This is a genomic window from Mycolicibacterium brumae (assembly GCF_025215495.1).
Lineage (GTDB): Bacteria > Actinomycetota > Actinomycetes > Mycobacteriales > Mycobacteriaceae > Mycobacterium > Mycobacterium brumae.
In genome coordinates this window covers 2,541,538-2,558,596 of record NZ_CP104302.1, presented here as the reverse complement: position 1 = coordinate 2,558,596, position 17,059 = coordinate 2,541,538, and the positions used below count along the sequence as shown (strand labels likewise).

At 69.5% G+C, this 17,059-nt stretch carries 15 protein-coding genes; 11 read left to right on the top strand and 4 right to left on the bottom strand.

Translation table 11 applies throughout. The features are described 5' to 3' along the window. The first annotated feature begins 27 nt into the window (after positions 1-27). The 9 genes from L2Z93_RS12415 (at position 28) to proB (ending at position 11,820) form a co-directional block, all read left to right on the top strand. Positions 28-2,706, top strand: a complete 2,679-nt coding sequence (locus L2Z93_RS12415) for a valine--tRNA ligase (protein ID WP_090593540.1) — start codon at positions 28-30, stop codon at positions 2,704-2,706. 8 nt (positions 2,707-2,714) lie between these two features. Next, entirely contained in the window at positions 2,715-4,124 is a 1,410-nt protein-coding gene (gene folC / locus L2Z93_RS12410; protein ID WP_090593564.1) for a bifunctional tetrahydrofolate synthase/dihydrofolate synthase, read from the top strand. Positions 4,125-4,186: 62 nt separating this feature from the next. Next, the gene (locus tag L2Z93_RS12405; RefSeq protein ID WP_090593561.1) at positions 4,187-4,534 is read left to right on the top strand and encodes a DUF4233 domain-containing protein; all 348 of its coding nucleotides are present in this window, start codon (positions 4,187-4,189) and stop codon (positions 4,532-4,534) included. Positions 4,535-4,568: 34 nt separating this feature from the next. After that, positions 4,569-4,979 carry a nucleoside-diphosphate kinase gene (gene ndk / locus L2Z93_RS12400; RefSeq protein ID WP_090593538.1) on the top strand — a complete coding sequence of 137 codons (411 nt, stop codon included), beginning with the start codon at positions 4,569-4,571 and terminating at the stop codon, positions 4,977-4,979. A gap of 384 nt (positions 4,980-5,363) precedes the next feature. Further along, positions 5,364-8,363, top strand: a complete 3,000-nt coding sequence (gene rne / locus L2Z93_RS12395) for a ribonuclease E (protein WP_193438955.1) — start codon at positions 5,364-5,366, stop codon at positions 8,361-8,363. Positions 8,364-8,547: 184 nt separating this feature from the next. After that, on the top strand, positions 8,548-8,871 hold the full coding sequence (gene rplU / locus L2Z93_RS12390; RefSeq protein ID WP_090593536.1) for a 50S ribosomal protein L21: 324 nt from the start codon (positions 8,548-8,550) through the stop codon (positions 8,869-8,871). Positions 8,872-8,916: 45 nt separating this feature from the next. Further along, entirely contained in the window at positions 8,917-9,174 is a 258-nt protein-coding gene (rpmA, locus tag L2Z93_RS12385; protein WP_090593535.1) for a 50S ribosomal protein L27, read from the top strand. An 85-nt stretch (positions 9,175-9,259) separates the two neighbouring features. Beyond that, positions 9,260-10,714, top strand: a complete 1,455-nt coding sequence (gene obgE, locus L2Z93_RS12380) for a GTPase ObgE (RefSeq protein ID WP_090593533.1) — start codon at positions 9,260-9,262, stop codon at positions 10,712-10,714. Continuing rightward, entirely contained in the window at positions 10,711-11,820 is a 1,110-nt protein-coding gene (gene proB / locus L2Z93_RS12375) for a glutamate 5-kinase (RefSeq protein WP_090593531.1), read from the top strand. The genes obgE and proB overlap by 4 nt, the downstream gene beginning before the upstream one ends. Positions 11,821-11,887: 67 nt before the next feature. On the opposite strand, the gene L2Z93_RS12370 is transcribed toward proB, so the two are convergent. Further along, complete coding sequence (locus L2Z93_RS12370) at positions 11,888-12,820, bottom strand: hypothetical protein (RefSeq protein WP_128111888.1); 933 nt, start codon at positions 12,818-12,820, stop codon at positions 11,888-11,890. A 114-nt stretch (positions 12,821-12,934) separates the two neighbouring features. On the opposite strand from L2Z93_RS12370, the gene L2Z93_RS12365 reads away from it, so the two are divergent. Next, positions 12,935-13,162 (top strand): hypothetical protein, encoded by a 228-nt coding sequence (locus L2Z93_RS12365; protein WP_090593528.1) that lies wholly within the window; start codon positions 12,935-12,937, stop codon positions 13,160-13,162. Between the two features lie 19 nt (positions 13,163-13,181). Then, positions 13,182-15,215 (top strand): NAD(+) synthase, encoded by a 2,034-nt coding sequence (locus L2Z93_RS12360; protein ID WP_090593526.1) that lies wholly within the window; start codon positions 13,182-13,184, stop codon positions 15,213-15,215. Between the two features lie 37 nt (positions 15,216-15,252). Here L2Z93_RS12360 and L2Z93_RS12355 read toward each other — a convergent pair whose 3' ends face one another. Genes L2Z93_RS12355 through L2Z93_RS12345 form a run of 3 tightly spaced genes read right to left on the bottom strand, consistent with a single transcriptional unit; the run spans position 15,253 to position 17,006 of the window. Beyond that, positions 15,253-15,498, bottom strand: coding sequence for a ribbon-helix-helix protein, CopG family (locus L2Z93_RS12355; RefSeq protein WP_090593524.1), 246 nt, complete (start codon positions 15,496-15,498; stop codon positions 15,253-15,255). 21 nt (positions 15,499-15,519) lie between these two features. Continuing rightward, positions 15,520-16,140 carry a methyltransferase family protein gene (locus L2Z93_RS12350; RefSeq protein WP_090593522.1) on the bottom strand — a complete coding sequence of 207 codons (621 nt, stop codon included), beginning with the start codon at positions 16,138-16,140 and terminating at the stop codon, positions 15,520-15,522. Continuing rightward, positions 16,137-17,006, bottom strand: a complete 870-nt coding sequence (locus L2Z93_RS12345; protein ID WP_090593520.1) for a PfkB family carbohydrate kinase — start codon at positions 17,004-17,006, stop codon at positions 16,137-16,139. The genes L2Z93_RS12350 and L2Z93_RS12345 overlap by 4 nt, the downstream gene beginning before the upstream one ends. Between the last annotated feature and the right edge of the window lie 53 nt (positions 17,007-17,059).

Genomic DNA, 17,059 nt, shown 5'->3' with positions numbered 1-17,059 from the left:
CGGGGCAAGGCTCCATAGAATCGTCGGGTGACCAACCCCCACCCGCCCGCCCCGTCGTCCCTGCCCAAATCCTGGGACCCGGGCGCGGTAGAGGAGCAGATGTACCGCGGCTGGGTGGAGGCCGGATACTTCACCGCCGACCCGTCCAGCGACAAGCCGCCCTACTCGATTGTGCTGCCGCCGCCGAATGTGACCGGCAGCCTGCACATGGGCCACGCGCTGGACCACACCCTGATGGACGCGCTGACCCGCCGCAAACGCATGCAGGGCTACGAGGTGCTGTGGCTGCCGGGTATGGACCACGCCGGCATCGCCACCCAGACCCTGGTGGAGAAGCAGCTCGCGGCGGCGGGGGTCAGCAAGGAAGAGCTGGGCCGGGAGAGCTTCGTCGAGAAGGTCTGGGAGTGGAAGCGCGAGTCCGGCGGCGCCATCGGCGAGCAGATGCGCCGCATCGGCGACGGCGTGGACTGGAGCCGTGACCGCTTCACCATGGACGACGGACTGTCCCGGGCGGTGCGCACCATCTTCAAGCGGCTGTATGACGCGGGGCTGATCTACCGGGCCGAGCGCCTGGTGAACTGGTCACCGGTGCTGCAGACCGCGATCAGCGACCTCGAGGTCAAATACGCCGACGTGGAAGGCGAACTGGTGTCTTTCCGGTACGGCTCCATGAACGACAACGAGCCGCACATCGTGGTGGCCACCACCCGGCTGGAGACCATGCTCGGGGACACCGCGATCGCGGTGCACCCCGACGACGAGCGCTACCGCGACCTGGTCGGCAAGACGCTGCCGCACCCGTACGTGGACCGGGCGATCGCGATCGTCGCCGACACCCACGTCGACCCCGAGTTCGGCACCGGCGCGGTCAAGGTCACCCCGGCGCACGACCCCAACGACTTCGAGATCGGGTTGCGGCACAACCTCGCGATGCCCACCATCATGGACACCGCCGGCCGAATCGCCGACACCGGAACCCAATTCGACGGCATGGACCGATTCGAGGCACGCGTCGCGGTGCGCGAAGCGCTGGCCGCCGAAGGCCGCATCGTCGCCGAGAAGCGGCCCTACCTGCACAGCGTCGGACACTCCGAGCGCAGCGGCGAGCCGATCGAACCACGGTTGAGCCTGCAGTGGTGGGTTCGGGTGGAGTCGATGGCCAAGGCCGCCGGCGACGCGGTCCGATGCGGCGACACCGTCATCCACCCGCAGAGCCTGGAACCCCGCTGGTTCGCCTGGGTCGACGATATGCACGACTGGTGCATCTCCCGCCAACTGTGGTGGGGCCACCGGATCCCGATCTGGCACGGACCCGACGGGCAAACCGTGTGCGTCGGCCCGGACGAGACCCCGCCGGAGGGCTGGGAGCAGGACCCCGACGTGCTGGACACCTGGTTCTCCTCGGCGCTGTGGCCGTTCTCCACCATGGGCTGGCCCGAGCGCACCCCGGAACTGGAGGAGTTCTATCCCACCAGCGTGCTGGTCACCGGATACGACATCCTGTTCTTCTGGGTCGCCCGGATGATGATGTTCGGCACCTTCGTCGGCCACGACGACTTGGTCACCGGCAACGGCTGCCCGGACGGCGGCCGCCCGCAGGTTCCGTTCCGGAACGTGTTCCTGCACGGCCTGATTCGCGACGAGCACGGCTCCAAGATGAGCAAGTCCAAGGGCAACGGCATCGACCCGCTGGACTGGGTGAACACCTTCGGCGCGGACGCGCTGCGGTTCACCCTCGCCCGGGGCGCCAGCCCGGGTGGGGACCTGTCCATCGGCGAGGATCACGCGCGCGCGTCACGCAACTTCGCCACCAAGGTGTTCAACGCGACCCGGTTCGCGTTGATGAACGGCGCCGCCCCGGCGCCGCTGCCGCCCGCCGATCAGCTCAGCGACGCCGACCGGTGGATCCTGGGCCGCGCCGAAGCCGTTCGCGCGGAAGTCGATTCGGCGTTCGACAGCTACGAGTTCAACCGGGCCTGCGAGTCGCTCTACCACTTCGCCTGGGATGAGTTCTGCGACTGGTACGTCGAACTGGCGAAGGTGCAGATTTACACGGCGCAGGACGTCGGCGCGGACCCCGGACCGACCACCGCGGTGCTGGCGTCGGTGCTCGACACCCTGCTCAAACTGCTGCACCCGGTGATGCCGTTCGTCACCGAGGCGCTGTGGACCGCGCTCACCGGCGCCGAGTCGGTGGTGGTCGCCTCCTGGCCCCGCCCCAGCGGGGTCGCGGCGGATCCCGTTGCGGCCAAACGCGTCTCGGATATGCAGGCGCTGGTCACCGAGATCCGCCGGTTCCGCAGCGACCAGGGCCTGGCCGACCGCAAGAAGGTTCCGGCCCGGCTGCGCGGCGTCGAGGCCGCCGACCTGGTGACCCAGCTGCCCGCGGTGAGCGCGTTGGCCTGGCTCACTGAACCCGGTGACGGATTCACCCCGACGGCCTCCATCGAGGTGCGGTTGACCGACGGCACGGTGCTGGTCGAGGTGGACACCTCCGGCGCCGTCGACGTCGCCGCCGAACGCCGCAGGCTGGAGAAGGCGCTGGCCGCCGCAGAGAAGGAGCTCAAGGGCACCGGCGCCAAACTCGGCAACGAGGCGTTCCTGGCCAAGGCGCCCGAAGCGGAGGTCGCCAAGATCCGCGGTCGCCGGCAACTGGCCACCGAGGAAGTCGAGCGGATCACCGCCCGCCTGGCCGCGCTGCCGTGAGCGGGCCGATGAGCGCCGCCGAACCCACCCCGGACGAGATCGCGGCCCTGCTGCAGGTCGAGCACCTGCTGGACCAGCGCTGGCCGGAGACCAAGATCGAGCCGTCGCTGGTGCGGATCAACGCGCTGCTGGAACTGCTCGGTTCGCCGCAGCGCAGCTACCCGACGATCCACATCGCCGGCACCAACGGCAAGACCTCGGTCGCGCGGATGGTCGACGCCCTGCTCACCGCGCTGCACCGGCGCACCGGCCGCACCACCAGCCCGCATCTGCAGTCTGCCGTGGAGCGGATCGCGATCGACGGCGTCCCGATCTCCCCGGCCGCGTATGTGGAGACCTACACCGAGATCGAGCCGTACGTGCTGATGGTCGACGAGCAGTCAGTGTCTGGCGCCCTCGGCGAGCCCGGGCCGGCGATGAGCAAGTTCGAGGTGCTCACCGCCATGGCGTTCGCGGCCTTCGCCGACGCGCCGGTGGACATCGCCGTCGTCGAGGTCGGCCTCGGTGGGCGGTGGGACGCCACCAACGTCGTCGACGCCCCGGTCGCGGTGATCACTCCCATCGGCCTGGACCACCAGGACTACCTCGGTGAGGACCTGGCGGCCATCGCGGGGGAGAAGGCCGGGATCATCACCGCGGCCGCCGAGGGACCGGAGACCGTCGCGGTGATCGCCCGACAGGCCCCGGAGGCGATGGAGGTGCTGCTGGAGCAGGCGATCCGGGCCGACGCCGCGGTGGCGCGCGAGGACTCGGAGTTCGCGGTGCTGGAGCGGCGCACCGCGATCGGCGGCCAACTGCTGCGGCTGCAGGGTCTCGGTGGGGTGTACGAAGACATCTTTCTGCCGCTGCACGGGGAGCACCAGGCGCACAACGCGGTCCTGGCGCTGGCCGCAGTGGAGGCGTTCTTCGGCGCCGGCGCCGAGCGGCAACTCGACGTCGACGCCGTGCGCGCCGGCTTCGCGGCGGTCCGCAGCCCGGGCCGGTTGGAACGGATGCGCAGCGCCCCAACGGTTTTCATCGACGCCGCGCACAACCCGGCGGGCGCCACCGCGCTGGCGCAGACCCTGGCCGAGGAGTTCGACTTCCACCATCTGGTCGGCGTGGTGTCGGTGATGGCGGATAAGGACTGCGTCGGCATCCTGGCCGCGCTGGAACCGGTGTTCGACGAGGCCGTGGTCACCCACAACGGGTCGCCGCGGGCGATGGGCGTCGACGAACTGGCGCTGCTGGCCATCGACCGGTTCGGCCCGGATCGGGTGCACACCGCGCCGAGACTGGCCGACGCCATCGAAACCGCCACCGCGCTGGCCGAGGAAGCCGGCGCGCAGACCGGGCTGTCCGGGGCCGGCATCGTGATCACCGGATCGGTCGTCACCGCCGGCGCCGCGCGCACCCTGTTCGGAAAGGACCCGGCGTGACCGCCGAGAGGCCCGAGCCACCGCCCCCCGCCACGGACCCCTGGAAGAGCTTCCGCGGGGTGATGGCCGGAACGCTGATCCTGGAGGCGATCGTGGTGCTGCTGGCACTGCCGGTTGTCGGATCAGTGGGCGGCGGCCTGACGGCGGGCTCGCGCAGCTACCTGATCGGATTCGCGGCGCTGCTGGTGCTGATGTCCGGGCTGCAGGGGCGGTCGTGGGCTATCTGGGCCAACCTGGCCGCTCAGGTCGTGCTGATCGCCGGCTGGGCCGTGTACCCGGCCGTCGGCATGATGGGCCTGCTGTTCGCCGGGGTGTGGCTGCTGATCGCCTATCTGCGCCACGAAGTGCTGCGACGGCAGCGCCTCGGGCTGCTGCCCAGCCAGCAGCAGACCCACACCGACCCCGAGTGACGCGACGGCGCGGTTTTCCCTTACGCTGTGCGCCGTGACTGAGCAGACCCTGGTTTTGATCAAGCCCGACGGCGTCGAGCGGAAGTTGGTCGGAGAGATCCTCGCCCGCATTGAGCGCAAGGGTCTGAAGATCGTGGAACTCAAGCAGGTGAACGTCGCCGATGAGGTGGCGCGCGCGCACTACGCCGAGCACGCCGAGAAGCCGTTCTTCGGTGAGCTGCTGGAGTTCATCACCTCCGGCCCGGTGGTCGCCGCCGTGCTGGAGGGCCCGCGTGCGGTGGCCGCGTTCCGCCAGATCGCCGGCGGCACCGACCCCGTCGAGAAGGCCACCCCGGGCACCATCCGCGGTGACTACGGCCTGGAGACCCAGTACAACCTGGTGCACGGCTCGGATTCGCCGGAGTCGGCCGCGCGCGAGATCGCGCTCTGGTTCCCCAGCGCGTAGTCACGCCTCGCGCCTCGCTGAACGGCCGGTCTTGGTCGGAGCTGTGGGTTCGGTATGGGATACTGGCAACAGGTGAACGTCGCCACCCGGACATCCTGGCCGGCGGCGGACACCTGGGTGAAGACTTAGACGAGCGCGACCACCGCTTCGGCGGTGCGGCGCGGGCCGTCGCGGTCATCACCGGACCCAGGCGCCGGGTGAGGCTTCACAAGAGCCGCCCGGGGCGAGACCACGACAAGCCCGGCCAGCTCGCCGGACTCATAGCGAGGGCCCTCGCGCGGCCGCGTCGCCAAGACGCGCCCGGGGGCCGAAGGAGACTTCGTGCACGACGATGCATATTCAGACGACACCACCAACACCGCCGCTGAAAGCGAGCCGACCGATATCGGCGCCGCAGACGGCGCCGACACCGCACCTGCGGTAGACCCTCCGGCCGCCGACGCACCCGACGTCGAGGAGCTGCCGGAGCGGCTGCGGGTGCACTCCCTGGCCCGCGTGCTCGGCACCACCAGCCGCAAGGTGCTCGACGCCCTGGCCGAACTTGACGGCCGCACCCGCAGCGCGCACTCCTCGGTGGTTCGCGACGAAGCGGTCCGGGTCCGCGACCTGCTGGCAAACGCCGAGAACGCGCTGGCCGGATTCGAGGGCGCGCCGGTTCCGGCGCCCGAGCCCGCCGAGGCCGAGCCCGTTGAGGCCGAGTCCGGTGACGAGCCCGAGTCGCGACTGATGCTGGAGACGCCGGCGGTGGAGCTTCCGCTGTTCGTCGCCCCCGAGCCCATCGCGCTGCCGCCGGTGGCCAAGACCGCCGACAAACCCGACAAGGACGATGTGGCGGAAGACGCCGCGGACTCCGAGGACGAATCCGGCGACTCCGACGACGAGTCCGGCGACGACGAGCAGGCCCGCCCGGCCAACCGTCGCCGTCGCCGCGGCCGCCGCGGTCGCGGCCGCGGTCGCGGTGGAGATGGCGAATCCGGTGACGGGGACGGCGCCGCCGACGGCGAAAGCTCCGACGGGGACGGCGAATCCGCCGACGGCGACACCGACGCCGCGGCCGAGACCGAATCCGACTCCGAGGAATCCGGCGACGCCGACGGCGAGAACGGCGCCGCCGAAGCCGGCGAGGGCGCGGCCAACAAGCGCCGCCGCCGCCGTCGCCGCCGCAAGACCGGGGGCGGCGGAGATGACGCCGACACCGCGCCGGACGATCCGCCGAACACCGTCGTGCACGAGCGCGCCCCGCGCCGGTCCGGGCGGGGAAACAATGATCCCGACGAAATCCAGGGCATCTCCGGATCCACCCGGCTGGAGGCCAAGCGCCAGCGCCGCCGCGACGGACGCGACGCCGGCCGGCGTCGCCCGCCGATCCTGAGCGAGGCCGAGTTCCTGGCCCGCCGCGAAGCCGTCGAACGCAAGATGGTCGTCCGCGACAAGGTCCGCAGCGAGCCACCGCACGAGGGCGCCCGCTACACCCAGATCGCGGTCCTGGAGGACGGCGTCGTCGTCGAGCACTTCGTGACCTCGGCCGCATCCGCTTCGCTGGTCGGCAACGTCTATCTGGGCATCGTGCAGAACGTGCTGCCGTCGATGGAAGCGGCGTTCGTCGACATCGGCCGCGGCCGCAACGGCGTGCTGTACGCCGGCGAGGTCAACTGGGAGGCCGCCGGCCTGGGTGGCGCGAACCGCAAGATCGAGCAGGCGCTCAAGCCCGGCGACCACGTGGTGGTCCAGGTCAGCAAGGATCCCGTCGGGCACAAGGGCGCCCGGCTGACCACCCAGGTGTCGCTGGCCGGCCGCTACCTGGTCTACGTGCCCGGCGCGTCGTCCACCGGCATCAGCCGCAAGCTGCCCGACACCGAGCGTCAGCGGCTTAAGGAGATCCTGCGCGAGGTGGTCCCCGCCGACGCCGGCGTGATCATCCGCACCGCCTCCGAGGGCGTCAAGGAAGAAGACATCCGCGCCGACGTCAGCCGGCTGCAGGAACGCTGGACCGAGATCGAGGCCGAGGCCGCCAAGCGCAAGGCGAATGCCGCAGGCGCGGCCGTCGCGCTCTACGAAGAGCCCGACGTGCTGGTCAAGGTGATCCGCGACTTGTTCAACGAGGACTTCTCCGAGCTTGTCGTCTCCGGTGATGCCGCCTGGGACACCATCAACGGCTACGTCGGCGCGGTGGCGCCGGAACTGCTGACGAAACTCACCAAGTACCAGCCCTCCGCTCCGGACGGCCCCGACGTGTTCGCCGTGTACCGCATCGATGAGCAGTTGGCCAAGGCGATGGACCGCAAGGTGTGGCTGCCCTCGGGCGGCACCCTGGTGATCGACCGCACCGAGGCGATGACCGTCGTCGACGTCAACACCGGCAAGTTCACCGGCGCCGGGGGCAACCTCGAACAGACCGTCACCAAGAACAACCTGGAGGCGGCCGAGGAGATCGTCCGCCAGCTGCGGCTGCGCGATATCGGCGGCATCGTGGTGATCGACTTCATCGACATGGTGCTGGAGTCCAACCGGGACCTGGTGTTGCGCAGGCTCACCGAGGCGCTGGGCCGCGACCGCACCCGCCACCAGGTCTCCGAGGTCACCTCGCTGGGGCTCGTTCAGCTGACCCGCAAGCGGCTCGGCACCGGTCTGATCGAAGCGTTCTCCACCACCTGCTCGCACTGCGCGGGTCGCGGCATCGTGCTGCACACCGACCCGGTGGACTCCGCGCAGGCCCCCGCGCGCAAGGCCGAGAACAACCGGCGCGGCAAGCGGGGCAAGAAGCCCGCGGCGAAGCCGGAAGAGAACGTGGTCGCGAAGATCCCGCCGCATCCGCACGGCGAGCACCCGATGTTCCGCGCGATGGCCGCGGCGGGCAAGCACGACGATGACGAGCACGCCGAGGGCGAGGTCATCGAGTCGGCCGAGGACGCCGTCGACGAGGCTGCGGTGGACGCCGAGACGGTCGAGCAGGTCGCGGAGGAGACCGCGGAGGCTGATCTGGACGCCGCTGACCTCGACGAGGACTCCGAGGATTCCGACGAGGAGGACTCCGAGGACGACGACGCCGATGAGGACGACGAGGTCGATGTCGACCTGGACGCCGACGACGAAGACGAGGACGACGACCTCGAGGTCATCGACGCCGAAGACGACGAAGACGATGACGACGACTTCGACGAGTCCGACGACGCGGATGAAGACGACGACGAAGAAGACGACGAAGAAGACGAAGAGGACGACGACTTCGACGACGACGGTGATGACGAAGACGACGAGGACGAAGACGAGGACGACTCCGACGAGGAGGAGGCCGAGGTGATCGTCGCCATCGCCGAACCCGCCACCACCAGGCGTCCGCGCCGACGGGCGGCCGCTCGACCGGCCGGTCCGCCGGCCGGGTGATCCGGGGCGCGCCGACGGTGGGCGATTTGCCCCGCCAGCGGCCGCTCACGTAATCTTGAGCAGTTGTCTGCAGACCCTCCGGGTCGGCAGCGGCGGGAGGCGCTGACTCCCGCACCCCCCAAGACCCGCGCACGCACCCCCGGGTGGCGCGCGCCCCGCAGTAGACGTAGAGGAATGAAACCCGATGGCCACTGAGAACGCCACGTACGCGATCGTCAAGACCGGCGGCAAGCAGTACAAGGTCGCCGCGGGTGACATCGTCAAGGTGGAGAAGCTCGACGTCGAGCCGGGCGCCAACGTGTCGCTGCCGGTCGCGCTGGTCGTCAACGGCGCCGAGGTCACCACCGACGCCGCCAAGCTGGCCAAGATCGCCGTCTCCGGCGAGGTCCTGGAGCACACCAAGGGCCCCAAGATCCGCATCCACAAGTTCAAGAACAAGACCGGCTACCACAAGCGGCAGGGTCACCGTCAGCAGCTGACCGTGCTGAAGGTCACCGGCATCAAGTAATCCGCCCCGCGGACCCCCAGACGAACACGACTTCAGGAGCAGGCAATGGCACACAAAAAGGGCGCTTCCAGCTCGCGCAACGGCCGGGATTCCGCCGCGCAGCGACTCGGGGTCAAGCGGTTCGGCGGCCAGGTCGTCAAGTCTGGCGAGATCCTGGTGCGCCAGCGCGGCACCCACTTCCACCCCGGCGTGAACGTCGGCCGCGGCGGGGATGACACCCTGTTCGCCACCGCCGCCGGTTCGGTGGAGTTCGGCGTCAAGCGCGGCCGCAAGACCGTCAACATCGTCCCGGTCGAGGGCTGACATTTTCGCGAATGTAGACGCCGGGGCGCATTTGCGACGAGTCTGATCAAGACCCCGGCGGCACATTCGCGAAAGGTGTTCACCGATGGCCCGTTTCGTCGACCGCGTCGTCATCCACGCGCGGGCCGGCTCCGGCGGGAACGGCTGCGCCTCGGTCCACCGCGAGAAGTTCAAGCCGCTCGGTGGCCCTGACGGCGGCAACGGCGGGCGCGGCGGCAGCGTCGTGCTGGTCGTCGACCCGCAGGTGCACACCCTGCTCGACTTCCATTTCCACCCGCACATCGCGGCCCCGTCCGGCAAGCCCGGCGCCGGCGGCAATCGGGAAGGCGCCACCGGCGCCGATCTCATCCTCAAAGTGCCCGACGGCACCGTCGTCCTCGACGATCAGGGCCGCATCCTGGCCGATCTGGTGGGCGCCGGCGCGCGTTTCTACGCCGCAGCCGGCGGCCGCGGCGGCTTGGGCAACGCCGCGCTCGCGTCCCGCGCCCGCAAGGCTCCCGGCTTCGCGCTGCTGGGGGAGAAGGGCGAGGAACGCGACCTCACCCTGGAGCTCAAGACAGTTGCCGACGTCGGCCTGATCGGCTTCCCGTCGGCCGGCAAATCGTCGCTGGTCTCGACCATTTCGGCGGCCAAACCCAAGATCGCCGACTACCCATTCACCACCCTCGCGCCGAACCTCGGCGTCGTCTCGGCCGGCGACCACACCTTCACCGTCGCCGACGTGCCGGGGCTGATCCCGGGCGCGTCGTCGGGCCGTGGGCTGGGTCTGGACTTCCTGCGGCACATCGAGCGCTGCGCGGTGCTGGTGCACGTCGTCGACTGCGCCACCCTGGAACCGAACCGGGACCCGCTGTCGGACATCGACGCGCTGGAGGCCGAACTGGCCGCCTATCAGCCCACCCTGCAAGGGGATTCGATGCTCGACGACCTGGCGGAACGCCCCCGCGCGGTGGTCTTGAACAAGATCGACATTCCCGACGCCAAGGAACTTGCGGACATGGTCCGCCCGGACATCGAGGCTCGCGGCTGGCCGGTGTACGAGGTGTCCACGGTGGCGCGAATCGGACTGCGGCCGTTGATCTTCGGCCTGTGGGACATGGTCGCGGCATACCGAGTCGCCAGCCCGCCACCGCCCCCGCGTCGACCGGTGATCCGGCCGATCCCGGTGAACGAGAAGGCATTCGAGGTCCGACCCGATGGGACCGGTGGATTCATTGTGACCGGGTCGCGGCCGGAGCGCTGGATCGCCCAGACCCAGTTCGACAACGACGAGGCCGTCGGCTACCTCGGCGACCGGCTGGCGCGCCTCGGCGTCGAGGACGAACTGATCCGCAAGGGCGCCACCGCCGGCTGCGCGGTCACCATCGGTGATGTCACGTTCGACTGGGAGCCGACCACCCCGGCCGGTGTCGACGTCGTCCCGTCCGGCCGCGGCACCGACATCCGCCTGGACCAGACCGACCGGGTGGGCGCCGCCGAACGCAAGGCGGCCCGCAAGGCGCGTCGCGAACACGCCGACGGACCAGAGGAAGGGCAGTGACCGACTCCGCGCACCGGGCCGCCATCCGCTCCGCCCGACGCGTGGTCGTCAAGATCGGCACCACCGCGCTGACCACCCCCAGCGGCGAGTTCGACCCGGACCGGCTGCAACGACTGGCCGACGCGATCGAGGCCCGGATGAAAGCCGGCTCCGACGTGGTGGTGGTGTCCTCCGGGGCGATCGCCGCCGGCATGGCGCCGCTGGGCCTGACCCGTCGACCCAAGGACCTGGCCACCAAGCAGGCCGCGGCCAGCGTCGGCCAGGTCGCCCTGATCAACTCCTGGAACACCGCGTTCGCCCGCTACGAGCGAACCGTCGGGCAGGTTCTGTTGACCGCCCAAGACATCGCCGCGCGCTCGCAGCACAACAACGCCCAGCGCACCCTGGACCGGCTACGGGTGCTGCACGCGGTCGCGATCGTCAACGAGAACGACACCGTCGCCACCAACGAGATCCGGTTCGGCGACAACGACCGGCTGTCCGCGCTGGTGGCGCACCTGGTGGGCGCCGACGCCCTGGTTCTGCTCTCGGACATCGACGGCCTCTACGACGGCGATCCGCGCAAGAACGCGTCCGCGCGCTTCATTCCCGAGGTCAGTGGGCCCGAGGACCTCGACGGCGTCATCGCCGGGCAGGGCAGTCATCTGGGCACCGGCGGGATGGCCTCGAAGTTGGGCTCGGCGCTGCTGGCGTCCGACGCTGGGGTGCCGGTGCTGTTGGCCGCCGCCAGCTCTGCCGAAGCGGCGCTGTCCGACGCGGAGGTGGGCACCGTGTTCGCGGCGCGGCGGACCCGGATGTCCTCGCGCCGGTTCTGGCTGCGCCACGCCGCCGAGGCGGCGGGCGCTCTGGTTCTTGACGACGGTGCGGTGCGCGCGGTGCTGGAACGGCGTCGCTCCCTACTGCCGGCCGGCGTCACTTCGGTGAGCGGTCAGTTCCACGGCGGAGACGTGGTGGAGCTGCGTGGGTCCGACGAGACCGTGATCGCTCGCGGGGTGGTCGGCTACGACGCTTCCGAGTTGACGTCGATGGTGGGCCGGTCCACCGCCGACCTGCCGCCGGAGCTGCGGCGGGCCGTTGTGCACGCCGACGACCTCGTCGCCGTTTAGCGACGATGACGGGCGAGGAACGAGCCCGGCTGAGAAGCTGAACGAGAAAGCGCCGTTTAGCGCGGGTTCAGCCGAAGACGTCCTCGACGCTGTCAGCGGTGGCGGCCCTGATTAGCCAGACCGTGAGTCGTTCAGTGTCGGTGCAGTTGGTCACGCGGGCGCGGAGGTCGTCGGGGACGTCGTGTCCGCGGGCGGTGAGGACCGCAAGGACATCTTCGGCCTTGCCTTTCGCTTCGCCCTTGGCTGCGCCTTCGTTGAAGCTGTCGCGCAGCATTGGGAAGGTGTACTCCCGGGTTCTGGTGGTCATGAGCTTCTCCAGGTAGTGCTTTCCGGCGGCTGGCAGCGCTGAGTAGATTAGTTCAGCGTAGCGCGGGCTGACGGGGTTGTCGGGGTCGAAAGACGCGAAAAGAGCGTCGAGGATGGCGTGGTTATTCGGGTGCGTGAGCGCTGAGAGCGCAGTGAGTTCGGGGCTCCCGCGGGCGTGTTCTGGGTCGGTGATGACGGGGACGGTCGATGGTCCGATGACGATCGGTGTGATCACCGATCCTGGCCCCAACGTGATCGGTCGGCCGGCCCAGCTGGCGACCGCGTCGGTCACGCACACCACCACCAGGGCGCAGTCACACCTCAGCCGGTGACGCAGGGCGACCATGTAGCCGGGCCAGCTGTCGTGCTTCTTCGGGTCGACGCGCAGCTGGGATTCGATGATGATCCCGAGTACCGGTCTACCGTCGCGGGTCAGGGTGACGATGTTGTCGGCGCGCAATTCCCACGACACAGCCTGGGATAGGTCCGGGGAGTCGGAGGCGAGGGCGTCGTGGTCGGGCAGAGCGAGGCCGGCCACGTCGTGCAGCAGCAGTGGCGCGAATTCTGGCTGATCCCGGAACAACTGGACCAACGCTTCGTGGCGTTGTGACGGCATACCGGCGACGCTAAGGCCGGTAGGACGCCGGGGTTGTTCACCCCGTCCCAAGGCTGTGGACAACCCGTATTGGCTCACGCTGGGCCCAACCCCTGACATTTAGTGACCTTTGTCACTAGGCTGGGTTGTGCGGAACGCCGAGTATGGAAGCAATCGGGGCTTTTGTCCGGCGGGCAATCAAGGGGTAGTGGTATGCCGACAGGCGATATTGACGATGTGGCGTGGAAATTTCTCCGGTCGGAGTTCACCGGCCGCACGTATGCGAACTGGCCGATCGACCGTCGGGTCGACGCCTATCTGATCCGCAACGGGCTGCGGAAAATCATGGACAACGGCAGTGACTATGCGGCGCTGCTGGACCGGGTGATGTCCAACATCGGCGCCGCGCTGCGATCCGGAGTGCTCAGTCCCGGTCGCTGAAGGTGAGACAATCCCGGTCGTGGACTTCTTCTCCGCGTACCGGCACGGATTCGTGCGGGTGGCCGCCTGCACGCTGCACACCGCCATCGCCGACCCGGCCGCCAACGCCGCCGCGGTGCTGGCCGCCGCCCGCGAATGCCACGACGACGGCGTCGCGCTGGCGGTGTTCCCCGAACTGACCCTGACCGGGTATTCCATCGACGACATCCTGATGCAGGACAGCCTGCTCGCCGCCGCCGAGGATTCCCTGGCCACCCTGGTCCGCGCCTCCGAACAACTGCTTCCGGTGCTGGTCGTCGGCGCCCCGCTGCGACACTTGCACCGCATCTACAACTGCGCCGTCGTCATCCACCGCGGCCGCGTCCTAGGCGTCGTCCCCAAGTCTTATCTGCCGACCTATCGTGAGTTCTACGACGGCCGCCAGTGCGCGTCCGGCGCGGACATCAGCGACACCATCCGCGTCGCCGGCGACGAGGTCCCGTTCGGCACGGACCTGCTGTTCGCCGCCACCGACCTGCCCGATTTCGTGCTGGCCGTGGAGATCTGCGAGGACATGTGGGTGCCGATCCCACCGAGCGCCGAGGCCGTGCTGGCCGGCGCGACGGTGCTGGCGAACCTGTCCGGATCGCCGATCACCATCGGGCGCTCCCGGGATCGCAAGCTGATGGTCGCCTCGGCGTCGTCGCGCGGACTGGCCGCCTACGTCTACGCCGCCGCCGGGGATGGCGAGTCCAGCACCGACCTGGCTTGGGACGGCCAGACGATGATCTACGAGAACGGTGAGTTGCTCGCCGAATCCGACCGATTCCCGCGCGGAGGCGCCCGCAGTGTCGCCGACATCGACACCGGGCTGCTGCGCTCCGAGCGGTTGCGGCAGGGAACCTTCGACGACAATCGCCGCGAACGCGGCATCGACTTCCGCCGGATCGAGTTCACCCTGGACTCGCCCGCCGGGGACATCGGGCTGCGTCGGCGGATCGAGCGGTTTCCGTTCGTTCCCGCCGACTCTCAGCGGCTGGCGCAGGACTGCTACGAGGCCTACAGCATCCAGGTGTCCGGTCTGGAGCAGCGTCTGCGCGCGTTGAACTTCCCGAAGGTCGTGATCGGGGTGTCCGGCGGGCTGGACTCCACCCACGCGCTCATTGTCGCCGCCCGCGCGATGGACCGGGAGCACCGGCCGCGCACCGACATTCTGGCCTTCACCATGCCCGGGTTCGCCACCGGCGACCACACCAAGAACAACGCCATCGCGCTGTGCCGGGCGCTGGGCGTCACCTTCGCCGAACTCGATATCCGCGACACCGCCGAGCTGATGCTGCGGAACATGGGCCACCCGTTCGGCGAGGGGAAGAAGGTCTACGACGTCACCTTCGAAAACGTCCAGGCCGGGCTGCGCACCGACTACCTGTTCCGGCTGGCCAACCAGCGCGGCGGGATCGTGCTGGGCACCGGGGACCTGTCCGAACTCGCGCTGGGTTGGTCGACCTACGGCGTCGGCGACCAGATGTCGCACTACAACGTCAACGGTGGCGTGCCGAAAACCCTTATCCAGCACCTGATTCGGTGGGTGATGGCCAACGGGGAGTTCGGCAGCGACGTCAGCAACGTGCTGCAGAGCGTGCTGGACACCGAGATCACCCCGGAGTTGGTGCCCACCGACGGCGGGGGACCTGTGCAGAGCAGCGAAGCGGTCGTCGGGCCGTACCCGCTGCAGGATTTCTCGCTGTTCCACGCGCTGCGCTGGGGCTTCACTCCGGCCAAGATCGCCTTCCTGGCCTGGCACGCCTGGCGGGACGCCGGGTCCGGCGTCTGGCCGCCGGGGTACCCCGACGATTCCCGGCCGCAGTACTCGCTGGCCGAAATCCGTTCCTGGCTGAAGGTTTTCGCGCAACGGTTCTATTCGTTCTCACAGTTCAAACGCTCGGCGATGCCGAACGGGCCCAAGGTGTCCCGCGGCGGATCGCTGTCCCCGCGCGGGGACTGGCGCGCCCCGTCGGACATGTCCGCGCGCACCTGGCTCGCCGAGATCGACCGGGACATCCCGGAGAGCTGAGGCGTCGACGCGACTTCCTCGGTTCCGTGCCGTTGGATCAACGGTGCTGGCGACGAACCATCTCATCGATGACGATCGCTTGCCCGTCCTCGGCGGACAGCGCGCGGTTGAAGTCAAGAGTCGGGATGTGCCACGGGGTGTCCCATAGTCGGCGTCGCATCGCGACCAGATGGAACGCCTCCCGGATCAGCTCGGCTTCCGGGCGGCGTTCACGCTTGGCGGCCTGCTTGACCAACGCGAGGTCGTCCTCGTCGACGGTCACAGTGATACTGGTCAGCGTCATATGTCCATGGCGCCATCGTTGTCACTCCGAGGGCGGGATCCGTCCGAAGCTGGGAATGAAGCGGCCGACCTTGGCGGCATAACGCCGGTAGACCTCGCCGTGCACGGCCTCCAAGTACGGCTCCTCGACGATGCGGACCTGCATCTCAATGGTGACGACCAGCAATGCGAATCCAGTGAGCGCCAACATATTCGGGGTGACCAGGGCAATACCCGCGCCGAACACCAGCATCGCGGTGAAGATGGGATTGCGGACCCGGCCGAAAATCCCGGACTCGACCAGCTCGGTGCGCTCGTCGGGATCGACCCCGATGCGCCAGGACTCACCCATATCGACCTGCGCGTACACCGTGCCGAAGATGCCGAACACCGCCAGCAGCACACCGCCGGACTGGATCCACTCCGCGTCCAGGAACGACACCGGCGCCAGCACACCTGCCCACTGCAGAACGGGCGCGGCCACCGCGATGAGGATGGACAGCGCGAACCCCGCCCCGGCGAGCCATTCGGCCGAGCCCAGCTCGCCGCTGACTCCCCGGAATCCCGCCGAACCGGTGCGTCGATGCTGAAGCCAACTGCGCCAACCGAATCCGAGGATCCCGAACAGTGCGAACAGGACCAGCGCGACCAGCGGCGCGTTCATCGCAATAGCGCGTCCTCGATCATCTCCGCGGTCGGCGCGCAGTCGCCCGCGCCGGGGACCAAGGTGGCCAGCGCGCCGGCGGCGGTGGCGCGACGCACGGCCTGCTCGGGGTCCATCCGGGTCCAGCACGCGGCCAGCACCCCGGCGAACACATCACCGGCGCCGCTGGTGTCGGCGGGCTCCACCCGCTGCGACGGCACCGACACCGTGCCACCGTCCGAGGCGACCGTCGCGCCGGCGGCCCCGCGGGTGGTGACCAGATACGGCGTCTGCCAATGCCATTGCTGCGCCTCGGTCTCGTTCACGATCACCACATCGGTGACCGCGGCCAACTCGGCGAGCAGGTCCGGGTCCGCGCCGGCCGGGGAGGCGTTGAGGATCACCGTCGCGCCGCTGTGCCGACCCTGGCGCGCGGCGGCCAGGGCCGTCTGCGCCGGAATCTCCAGCTGCACCAGCACCACATCGGCCGCGGCGACCACGTCGCGCACCGCCTTATCATCGAGGGTCAGGTGCGCATTGGCGCCGGGCGCGACCACGATGGTGTTCTCGCGCGAACCCGTCTCCGCAGCGCCGACGACGATCGCCGCGGTGCCGCTGGGTCCGGGCAATCGGGTTACCGCATCGGTCGCGACACCGTTGGCCCGCAGGTGATCGATCAGCGCCGATCCAGCGTCGTCTTCGCCGACGGCCGCCACCACGCTGACCTGGGCGCCGGCCCGTGCCGCGGCCACGGCCTGATTGCCGCCCTTGCCGCCCGGGCTGCGGTGCAAACCCGAGGCCAGCACGGTCTCCCCGGGCGCGGGCAGCGCCGCCACGTCGAAAACCAGATCCATATTGACGCTGCCGACCACGGTCACCTTTGACACCAGCCCAGACTACGACGCCGCTCGACTTGTCGGGCTCTCCCGATACCGTGAGG

What these genes read in the sequence shown, in the direction of transcription:
- folC (WP_090593564.1), top strand. Translation starts at nt 2,715, where the DNA reads ATGAGCGCCGCCGAACCCACCCCGGACGAGATCGCGGCCCTGCTGCAG.
- L2Z93_RS12405 (WP_090593561.1), top strand. Translation starts at nt 4,187, where the DNA reads ATGGCCGGAACGCTGATCCTGGAGGCGATCGTGGTGCTGCTGGCACTG.
- rplU (WP_090593536.1), top strand. Translation starts at nt 8,548, where the DNA reads ATGGCCACTGAGAACGCCACGTACGCGATCGTCAAGACCGGCGGCAAG.
- rpmA (WP_090593535.1), top strand. Translation starts at nt 8,917, where the DNA reads ATGGCACACAAAAAGGGCGCTTCCAGCTCGCGCAACGGCCGGGATTCC.
- obgE (WP_090593533.1), top strand. Translation starts at nt 9,260, where the DNA reads ATGGCCCGTTTCGTCGACCGCGTCGTCATCCACGCGCGGGCCGGCTCC.
- L2Z93_RS12365 (WP_090593528.1), top strand. Translation starts at nt 12,935, where the DNA reads ATGCCGACAGGCGATATTGACGATGTGGCGTGGAAATTTCTCCGGTCG.
- L2Z93_RS12355 (WP_090593524.1), bottom strand. Translation starts at nt 15,498, where the DNA reads ATGACGCTGACCAGTATCACTGTGACCGTCGACGAGGACGACCTCGCG.
- L2Z93_RS12350 (WP_090593522.1), bottom strand. Translation starts at nt 16,140, where the DNA reads ATGAACGCGCCGCTGGTCGCGCTGGTCCTGTTCGCACTGTTCGGGATC.